Source organism: Streptomyces sp. NPDC049597, assembly GCF_040675505.1.
Classification (GTDB): domain Bacteria; phylum Actinomycetota; class Actinomycetes; order Streptomycetales; family Streptomycetaceae; genus Streptomyces.
The window spans coordinates 85545-94540 of sequence record NZ_JBFAOY010000016.1 but is presented as its reverse complement, the minus strand read 5'-3'; the positions used below and the strand labels follow the sequence as shown (position 1 = coordinate 94540).

10 protein-coding genes are annotated in these 8996 nt (G+C 71.8%); 3 read left to right on the top strand and 7 right to left on the bottom strand.

The features are described 5' to 3' along the window. Window positions 1-190: 190 nt before the first annotated feature. The 5 genes from AB0K02_RS19810 to AB0K02_RS19790 form a co-directional block, all read right to left on the bottom strand. Window positions 191-1318, bottom strand: coding sequence for a YihY/virulence factor BrkB family protein (locus AB0K02_RS19810; RefSeq protein ID WP_365993748.1), 1128 nt, complete (start codon window positions 1316-1318; stop codon window positions 191-193). Continuing rightward, on the bottom strand, window positions 1318-1626 hold the full coding sequence (locus AB0K02_RS19805) for a DUF3618 domain-containing protein (RefSeq protein WP_365993747.1): 309 nt from the start codon (window positions 1624-1626) through the stop codon (window positions 1318-1320). The genes AB0K02_RS19810 and AB0K02_RS19805 overlap by 1 nt, the downstream gene beginning before the upstream one ends. After that, the gene (locus AB0K02_RS19800; protein ID WP_365993746.1) at window positions 1623-2030 is read right to left on the bottom strand and encodes a phage holin family protein; all 408 of its coding nucleotides are present in this window, start codon (window positions 2028-2030) and stop codon (window positions 1623-1625) included. Before AB0K02_RS19800 ends, AB0K02_RS19805 begins: the two co-directional genes overlap by 4 nt. Window positions 2031-2145: 115 nt before the next feature. After that, window positions 2146-2601, bottom strand: coding sequence for a hypothetical protein (locus AB0K02_RS19795; protein ID WP_365993745.1), 456 nt, complete (start codon window positions 2599-2601; stop codon window positions 2146-2148). 151 nt (window positions 2602-2752) lie between these two features. Next, the gene (locus AB0K02_RS19790; protein WP_365993744.1) at window positions 2753-3817 is read right to left on the bottom strand and encodes an AraC family transcriptional regulator; all 1065 of its coding nucleotides are present in this window, start codon (window positions 3815-3817) and stop codon (window positions 2753-2755) included. Between the two features lie 174 nt (window positions 3818-3991). On the opposite strand from AB0K02_RS19790, the gene AB0K02_RS19785 reads away from it, so the two are divergent. Both AB0K02_RS19785 and AB0K02_RS19780 read left to right on the top strand, forming a co-directional pair. Next, window positions 3992-6070 (top strand): neutral/alkaline ceramidase, encoded by a 2079-nt coding sequence (locus tag AB0K02_RS19785; RefSeq protein WP_365993743.1) that lies wholly within the window; start codon window positions 3992-3994, stop codon window positions 6068-6070. A gap of 64 nt (window positions 6071-6134) precedes the next feature. After that, window positions 6135-6533 carry a DUF1992 domain-containing protein gene (locus AB0K02_RS19780; protein ID WP_365993742.1) on the top strand — a complete coding sequence of 133 codons (399 nt, stop codon included), beginning with the start codon at window positions 6135-6137 and terminating at the stop codon, window positions 6531-6533. Between the two features lie 86 nt (window positions 6534-6619). Here the strand turns inward: AB0K02_RS19780 and tgmB are convergent, their stop codons facing one another. Together tgmB and tgmA are read right to left on the bottom strand one after the other, a co-directional pair. Beyond that, window positions 6620-7549 carry an ATP-grasp ribosomal peptide maturase gene (gene tgmB / locus AB0K02_RS19775; RefSeq protein WP_365993741.1) on the bottom strand — a complete coding sequence of 310 codons (930 nt, stop codon included), beginning with the start codon at window positions 7547-7549 and terminating at the stop codon, window positions 6620-6622. 15 nt (window positions 7550-7564) lie between these two features. Further along, window positions 7565-7756: a putative ATP-grasp-modified RiPP gene (gene tgmA, locus AB0K02_RS19770; RefSeq protein ID WP_365993740.1), complete on the bottom strand. Its 192-nt coding sequence runs from the start codon at window positions 7754-7756 to the stop codon at window positions 7565-7567. Window positions 7757-8337: 581 nt separating this feature from the next. On the opposite strand from tgmA, the gene AB0K02_RS19765 reads away from it, so the two are divergent. Next, window positions 8338-8853, top strand: a complete 516-nt coding sequence (locus tag AB0K02_RS19765) for a DUF664 domain-containing protein (RefSeq protein WP_365993739.1) — start codon at window positions 8338-8340, stop codon at window positions 8851-8853. The last annotated feature ends 143 nt before the right edge of the window (window positions 8854-8996 follow it).

Genomic DNA, 8996 nt, shown 5'->3' with positions numbered 1-8996 from the left:
ACAAGCCACTCAGACGCGCGACACAGGACGCCGCCGGTGCGCGGCACAAGCCACTCAGACGCGCGACACAGGACGCCGCCGGTGCGCGGCACAAGCCACTCAGACGCGCGACACAGGACGCCGCCGGTGCGCGGCACAAGTCGCTCAGACGCGCGGCTCAGCGGGCCGCCGGTGCGCGGCACAGGGCAGGTCAGGTCGCGCGCCGTCGGTCCTCCTCGCTCCACTTGCGGGTGTCGCGCGGCTCGACGTAGGGCTCCTCGGCCGGCGGATGCCCGCCCGCGATGGCCCGTTGCCTGCTCATCTCCGCGTCGAACTCCAGGCCCAGCAGAATCGCGAGGTTCGTGATCCACAGCCACACCAGGAAGACGATCACTCCGGCGAGGGTGCCGTATGTCTTGTTGTACGAGCCGAAGTTGGCGACGTAGACGGCGAAGCCCGCCGAGGCGAGCAGCCAGATCACCACGGCGAGGAAGCTGCCGGGGGTTACCCACAAGAAGCCGCGGTCCCTCGCGTTCGGCGCGGCCCAGTACAGCAGGGCGATCATCAGGGAGACCAGCACGACCAGGACCGGCCATTTCGCGATCGACCACACCGTCATGGCGGTGTCGCCGATCCCGAACGCCGTCCCCAGCTGCCGGGCGATGCCCCCGCTGACGATCACGATCAGCGCGCTCGCCAGCGCCAGGAGCATCAGCGCGACCGTCACCCCGAGGCGCACGGGAAGGATCTTCCAGGCCGGACGGCCCTCGGGCATGTCGTAGACCGCGTTGGAGGAGCGGATGAAGGCCGCCACATAACCGGAGGCCGACCAGACGGCTCCCAGCAGACCGACGACGGCCAGGACCGACCCGATTTCGGCGTTGCCCTGCAGCTGTGTGACCGCGTTGGTGATCACGTCGCGGGCCGCACCGGGAGCGAGCTGCTGCAGGTTTTCCAGGACCTTCTGCGTGGCGCTCGCTCCGACGATCCCGAGCAGGGAGACGAGAACGAGAAGGGCCGGGAAGAGGGCGAGCACCCCGAAGTAGGTCAGTGCCGCCGCGCGGTCGGCGAGTTCGTCGTCCTTGAACTCCTTGAGCGTGCGGCGCAGCACCTGCCCCCAGGAACGCTTCGGCAGCTCGGTGGGCTTGTCGGGAGTGCTCGGCTCGGTCTCCCTCGTCCCCTCGGCGCCCGAACGCGTGCTGTCCTCGGCGGGGCGGTCGGGCCGCTCGGGCCTGTCGGGCCGGGCCGGCGCGGCGGCGGGGTCCGCGCCGCCGCGCGGTGCGGCGGCGGGAGGCGGGTGCGCGTGGGTCCCACGGCGGCGGTGGGTGAGGCGCGACATCACCGGTGCCACCTGCGCCGTGCCAGCATGAGCAGCACCAGGACCGCGGCCGCGCCGGCGACGAGCGACGCCGCCTTGCCGGCCGGGCTTCCGACGGTGGCGGTGACGTGCTCCTTGGCGTGCCCGGTCCTCTCCGCCATGTGCTGCTTCGCCTCGGCCGCGGACCTGCGGGCCCGCGCCTTGACGTCCGTCCTGGCGGCCAGTTCCTCCACGGTCCGGCCGAGTTCCTCACGGGTGTGCTCCACCTGGGCCCGCAGTTCCTGCAGCCCCGGCCTGCCCCCGTCGTGGTGGGCGGGTGTACCGCTCATCGGTGTGCCCTTCCCTTGATCTCCTCCATGTCGGCCCGGACGCTGTCGATCGTCTGGCGCGGTGCCGGAGGGGTCGCCTGCTTGATGTTCTTCCTGCCCACGGCCGCGAGGACCGCTGCGACGAGGAAGAGAACAGCGGCCACGACGAGCGCGGACGCCCACCAGGGCAGCACGAGCGCAAGCGCGATGGTCGCTGCCGCGACCAGGGCCTGCAGGCCGAGCACGGCGACGAGTCCGGCGCCGCCGAACAGTCCGCCGCCCCTGCCGAGGCGCTTGCCCTTCAGTGTCATCTCCGCCTGCGCGAGACGCATCTCCGCACGCACCAGCTGGGAGATCTGCTGGGACGCGTCGGAGACCAGCGCGCCTATCGGCTCGTCGGCCCTGGTCCGATAGGTCTGGCTCACGGATCCTCACCGCCTTCCGGGTCGTGGCCCGTCCACTTCGTGGGCACAACCCCGGGTACCCAGGTCGGACGCCGCCACGCACGCGGGCCCGGCCGGGGCCGGCGCACCGGCCTGGTCAGTCGGGCAGCGCGGTGTGGTCGGGGTGATGAGGAGTCCTGCGGCGTTCCTTCATCTCCGCCTCGTACAGGTGGTCGCGGCCCTCCGCGAGCCGGTTGCGCACCTCGAGCTCGACCTCGGCGAAGGGGCGGTAGTACGTGGCGTTGTACGCCTCGACGATCTGGTACGTCCAGTGGCCGGGGATCACGTTGCGGCCCAGGATCTCCCGCTCGACCAGGTCGGCCTCGCGGTGGTGCCCGGCCTCGCGGAACAGCCGTACGGCGTCGTCGAGGCCGAGGTCAGCCCGGCCCGTCAGCTGGTGGAACGCGTAGAGGTGGCCCCGGGCCCGTTCCGTGGTCTCCAGCGACTTCGACAGCGCCCCGAGTGCCTCCACCGTCGTGTCGTCGACGCCCGGGGGGCGCTGGTGCTCGGGGTCCGGTCCGTCGTGGCCCGCGCTGCCTCGGCCTGTGCTCATGGTCGCCCGCTCCCCACGCTCGCTGCTGTTCTCCGCGGTGTGCCCGGCCTCCCGATGCGGAGGCGTTTCATACGGTATGCGACGAGAAGTCACGAGGAGTGTGCTTGCCGCGCGCCGCGTGGTCTTTCGCGGAGCGCGCCGGACGCGGCTGTCATGACCGGCGCCGCGGGGAGCGGGTGCCGCGCAGGGCGGAGGGGCTGGTGCCGAACCAGCGTGCCACCGCCCGGCGCAGCGTCCGGGCGTCGCTGAAGCCGAGCAGGCCCGCGATGCTGTGCAGCGGGAGGTCGCTCGCCGTGATCAACTCCTCGGCGCGGACAAGGCGTACGGAATCGACCAGCGCCTCGTACGACGTGCCGTGCTCGGCGAGGCGGCGCCGCAGGGTCCGCTCGCTCATGCCCCGGGCGAGCGCCTGCTGCGCGAGCGGCGGCACATGGGGCAGGCCACGGGCCACGGACACCTCGAGGCCCTGCACCAGGTCCTGGCGGTCGCGGCCCCGCCCCCGGGCCACGTCGAGGAGGGCGAGGACCTGGGCGAGGGTGTAGGCGTCGGCACCCGGCAGCGGCGTGCGCAGCCAGTCGCCGCCGAAGATGATCCGGTCGTCGGGGGCGTCGAAGACGACGGGGCAGCGGAAGTAGTCCTCGTACGCCTCGCCGTACCGCGGGCGGGGGTGGCGTACGGCGACGGTGTGCGGTGCGAAGGTCTCGTCCAGGGAGTCCCGGACGAGGGCGACGATGCTGGCGAACGCCTCCTCCAGCAGGAACACCCGCAGTTCGGAGTCCGCGTAGCGGGCCGTGGCCAGGATCGCGGCGCCGCCGGGCACGGTCTGCGTGCGGTAGTCGAGCATGGACCCGGCGACGCCGTGGTAGCGGACGCCCAGTTCGAGGGCGTCGTGGAGGGTGGGGCTGGCCTGCAGCCCGAAGCCGACGAGGCCCCAGGCGGTGGCGCGCTGGCGGCGGCCGACGGCGAGACCCAGAGCGGGGTCGCCGAGTTCGCTCATCGCCTCGCGGATGACCGAGCTGCCCTGCCGGTAGGAGATGCGCTGGCCGACGACGCTCAGGGCGGCCTCGCTGAGGCCGGCGCGGCCGAGGGCCGGGCCGAGGTCGTGACCGCGTTCGGCGGCGACGAGGGTGAGGTAGCGCAGCAGGTGCGGCGTGATCGTCGCCGATCCGTACCGGGGGTCGGTCAGGGAACGGGCCTGCGGGGCCTGGCGCCTCATGCGGTCCACCTCCGGGCCGTCACTGTAGGGATCACGGCCGCCCGGGGACAGGGTCCGTGGCCGCCGAAGTCCCGTTACTGGCCTGTCGGGTCCTCTCCCCCGGGCCGCCGCGCCCCTTACCGTCGGTCACACCCGTGACCACGGCAACAGACGCCCATCTGCGAGGGAGAAGGCATGCGGTTCCCCACGAGGCGCTCCAGGGCGGTCTCCCTGCTGCTCGCCGGATCACTCGGTGCTCTGACCCTGGCGGCGGTGCCGGGTGCCGTGCCCGCCGGTGCGGCCCCGGCGGCGGAGACGGCGGCCCAGGACGGCGGCGGCTACCTCGTCGGCCGCGGTATCGCCGATGTGACCGGCGAGGCAGCCGAAGTGGGCATGATGGGCTACTCCAGCTTCGAGCAGAAGGCGACCGGTATCCATCAGCGGCAGCGCTCACGGGCGTTCGTCGTCGCCGACCCGGTGAGCGGGAGCCGGATCGCCTACGTCAACGCGGATCTCGGCATGATCTTCCAGTCGGTGCACCAAGGAGTGCTCGCGCGGCTGAAGCAGCGGTACGGCTCCCTGTACACCGAGCGCAACGTGCTGCTGTCGGCCACGCACACCCACGCCGGCACCGGCGGGCACTCCCACCATGTCGCGTACAACCTGGCGTCGCTCGGCTTCCAGAAGGCCACGTACCAGGCGATCGTGGACGGCATCGTCGAGTCGGTGGCCGAGGCCCACGAGGACCTGAAGCCGGGCACGATCACGCTCGGCCGGGGCGAGCTGACGAACGCGAGCGTCAACCGCTCCAAGGTGGCGTTCGACCGGAACCCCGCGGCCGACAGGGCGGCGTTCCCCGGCGCGATCGACCCGGCGATGACGGTGCTGCGGTTCCGGCAGGGCGGCGGCGACATCGGCGCGATCAGCTGGTTCGCCACCCACAACACCTCGCTGACCAACAAGAACACCCTGCTCAGCCCCGACAACAAGGGCTACGCGTCCTACGAGTGGGAGCACGACGAGAAGGGCGTGCGCTACCTGGAGGACGTGAAGGGGTTCGTGGCCGCGTTCCCCAACACCAATGCCGGTGACATGTCGCCGAATCTGCATCTGAAACCCGGCTCGGGGCCCACGGAGGACGAGTTCGAGAACACCCGGATCATCGGCGACCGCCAGTTCACCCGGGCGCGGCAGATCCACGACGCCGCCCGCACCCCGCTGACCGGCAGCGTGGACGCGCGGATGCGGTACGTGAACATGGAGGAGGTGACCGTCTCCGGCAGGTACACCCCGGACGGCAGGGAGCACCGCACGTGCCCGGCGATGGTCGGCGCCTCGACCCTGGCGGGAAGCGTGGAGGACGGCCCCGCGATCCCCGGGTTCACCGAGGGCATGAACAGTCCCGTCGCCCAGCTGCTGGAGCCGTTGCGCATCGAGCCGCCCGAGTGGCTGGTGGGCTGCCAGTACCCGAAGGCGAATCTGGTGCCCACGGGCCTGATCTCCACGGCTCTGCCAGCGACTCCGAAGGTCCTGCCGGTGCAGATCGTCAAGATCGGGCAGCTCTACCTGGTGGCCGGCCCGGCGGAGTACACGATCGTGTCGGGGCTGCGCATCCGCCGCTCGGTCGCCGACGAGCTCGGCGTCCCGGTGGAGAACGTCCTGATGCAGGGCTACGCGAACGCCTACAGCCAGTACGTGACGACGCCGGAGGAGTACGACCTCCAGCAGTACGAGGGCGGTTCGACGCTCTACGGCCGCTACACCCTGCCCGCCCACCAGCAGGAGTTCAGCAGGCTCGCGGCCTCACTGAGGGACGGCACGGACATCGGGCGCGGACCGACGCCGTCCGACCTGTCGGACCGTCAGGCGACCTTGCAGACCGGCGTGGTGATGGACAACCCGCCGTCGGGCACGGCGTTCGGGGACGTCCTGAGCGAGCCCGCGGCGTCGTACGCGCCGGGGGCCACGGTGACGGCGGAGTTCGTGACCGGGCACCCCAAGAACAATCTGCGCCGCGGCGGGACGTTCCTGGACGTCCAGCGGCTGGTGGACGGGCGGTGGGACCGCGTGCGGGACGACGGCGACTGGGACACCACTTACCGCTGGGTGCGGATCAACGGGGTGACCGGCACCTCGAAGGCCGTGATCACGTGGAAGCCGCCGGCCGGGACCGCGGCCGGGACGTACCGGATCGTGCACCACGGCGACTGGAGGAGTCTGTTCGGCAAGATCACGGCGTTCACCGGGGCGACGAGGCCGTTCACGGTCGGCTGACGGGGACGGCTCGGGGCGCACCGGCGGCCTGTCACGGGTCGGGCGGGGGTCGTAGGCTGGCGCCATGACGGAGCGCAAGCCGCCGGGCGTGAGTTTCGAGTCGTTCGTCGACAAGCAGATCCGGGACGCCGCCGAGCGCGGGGAGTTCACGCAGCTGCCCGGTTTCGGGAAGCCCCTGCCGGACGGGGACGCCGCCTACGACGAGCTGTGGTGGATCAAGCGCAAGATGCACCGCGAGGGTCTGTCCGTCCTCCCGCCCTCCCTGGCCCTGCGCAAGGAGGCCGAGGACGCGCTGGAGAGGGCCGCGCGGGCGCCGTCGGAGGCGGCGGTGCGCCGTGTCGTCGCCGAGATCAACGAGAAGATCCGGGCGATGCTGTCGCGCCCGCCACCGGGACCGCCGCTCGGCCTGAAGCCGTACGACGCGGACGCGGTCGTGGCGCAGTGGCGGCGGGGTCGGCCCTGAGGGGCACGGGCGACCCGAGGGCACGGCCCGAGCGGCCTCGCGGGTCGCCCCCGATCGGCCGCACGAGGGCGACCCCGCGCCCCTGGTCAGAGCGGTTCGGCGCCCAGCCACGAGGCGACGGCGCGGGCTATCGGCTGCCCGGTCTCCAGCTCGACGAAGCCGAACTGACCGCCCTGGTTGCATTCCAGGAACCACCAGGTGCCGTCCGCGTCCTCCGCGAAGTCGAAGGCGCCGTAAGCGAGTTCCGCGTGCTTCTTGTACGTCTCGACGGCCCGCGCGATCTGTACGGGTACCTCCACGGGCTCCCAGGTGTGGCCGGTGTCGCCGAACCGGCCGTCGACCTGGCCGGCGTCGGCGATCTTGCGCGCGGCGAAGTGCGTCTCCCCCACGCTGGTCAGCCGGATGTCGGCACGTTTGGGGATGTAGCGCTGCAGCAGGGTGGGGGCGGCGGCGACGCCCGAGAAATCGGCGTCCGGCGGCACCAGCGTCGTGGGCAGCGCCATGGGCGGATCGCCCGGTGACTTGCCGGAGACGGACTTCACCACCACCTTCCGGTACTGCTCGGCGAACCGCCTGGCCATGGAGGGATAGGTGGTCACGAGGGTCGCGGGCACCGGGAAGCCGCACCGGTGGGCGACACGCATCTGCCACGGCTTGCGCCGCGCCTTGGCGGCCGCGCTGGGGTGGTTCATCCAGCGCGCGGCCGTGGAGTCGAGCATGCCGTACAACGCGTGGCCGCTCTCGTCGGAGAGCCAGGCGGACGGCTCATCCGCGTGTGCGGCAGGTTCGCCCGGCCTGCGGACCCACACCGACCTCAGCCCGTCGACGCTGGCCACGCGCCCTCCGGTGGACAGGTAGCCGCGGAACTCCCCCCGTACGTACTCCGCGGACAGGGCGACGTCGCCCGGAAGGTCCCCCGGGTCGAACCGCACGAGCGGCACGCCCTGTTCGTGAAGTTCCGCCACCACCAGGTCCGCGGTGACGTCCTGCTCGCACGTCAGCACCAACACCGTCACGGCGTGCAGTCCGGCTCAGTCGTCGAAGTGGGTCGCGGAGCCCGCCTTGGACGTCGTCGTCCCGGTGGCGGCGAGCAGGGCCCGGTCGGAGATGGCCGGACGTCCGTCGGGCAGGACGTTCAACTGCAGTGCGGAGTCGTACGCGTAGGCGACCAGGGCCGGGGCCGGCTCGGCGGGACGTGCGTAGTTCCACGCGAACGGTTTCATATGTTGCTTCCTCCCCTGCCCGCGCGGTCCCGCCGGGCTGCTCATGTGACAGTACGTGGCGAAGCCGTCATGGTCTCAACACATAGAGTGACATTTGTGAATGTTTTTCACCGAAAAGCCTTCGGATCCGAACACGGCCGGGCGAGAGACACGCCCCGCCGGAGCCAATCAGACAGACGCGCCACGCGCATCAGGGGTTTCAAGTTTTGGCCATGACGTGACGCAGATGACACGGCATTAGGCCCAAAGTACCGTAAGAGCCCCGCCGTTGAGAGAGGCGCGACGCCGCCTTGCCTCAACAACGGGACTTCTGGCCGAATGTCAACCTGCCTGTCCCGAACCGTCGTTCGGCACAGCCGTACATCGCGTGTACCCGGACGCGTACGTCGCACCGTGCTCCCCCGGAGCCTCCGCGACCGCTCCGGCCCGGCCGGCCCTGTGTGAGCGCGCGGCACCCGCTCGGCACACGACGGCGGCGTGGCGGGCGTCCACCGAATTGCGACACGGGTGCGTGAACGTGTCCGACGTCCGGCCGGGCCCCACGATGGGCAGGAGGGGCAGTCGACCGGAGGAGACCGACGATGAGAACCGCCGACCTGCTGGCAGACGCGTTCGGGCGCGTGCGCGAGGTGGTCCACGAGGCCGTGGAAGGACTCGCGGCCGAGGACCTGGCCGCCCGCCTGGACGAGGGGGGCAACTCCGTCGCCTGGCTCGTGTGGCACCTGACGCGCATCCAGGACGACCACGTCGCCGACGCCGCGGACCGGGAGCAGGTGTGGACGGCGCAGGACTGGGCGGGCAGATTCGCCCTGCCGTTCCCGGATGCCGCCACGGGCTTCGGGCACACCGCGAAGGACGTCGCGGCGGTACGCCCCGACTCCGCCGGCCTGCTGCTGGGCTACCACGACGCCGTCCACGAGGAGACCCTGCGCTTCGTGCGCACCCTCGACGACGCGGCGCTCGACCGGGTCGTCGACACCTCATGGAACCCGCCCGTCACGCTGGGCGTGCGCCTCGTCAGCGTGGTCTGCGACGACCTCCAGCACGCCGGGCAGGCGGCGTTCGTCCGCGGCACTCTCGGCCGGCGCCGCACCTGACGGGCCGCGCGGTGCGGCGTGAGGTGCGAGGCCCTGGTGGCCACTGACATCGGAGGCCCTGGTGGCCGCTGACGTCGCGAGGGCGCGGCCGGTCACGCTCCGTCCCGCGCTCGTCCTGCCGCTGTGGGCGACGGCCGTCTCAC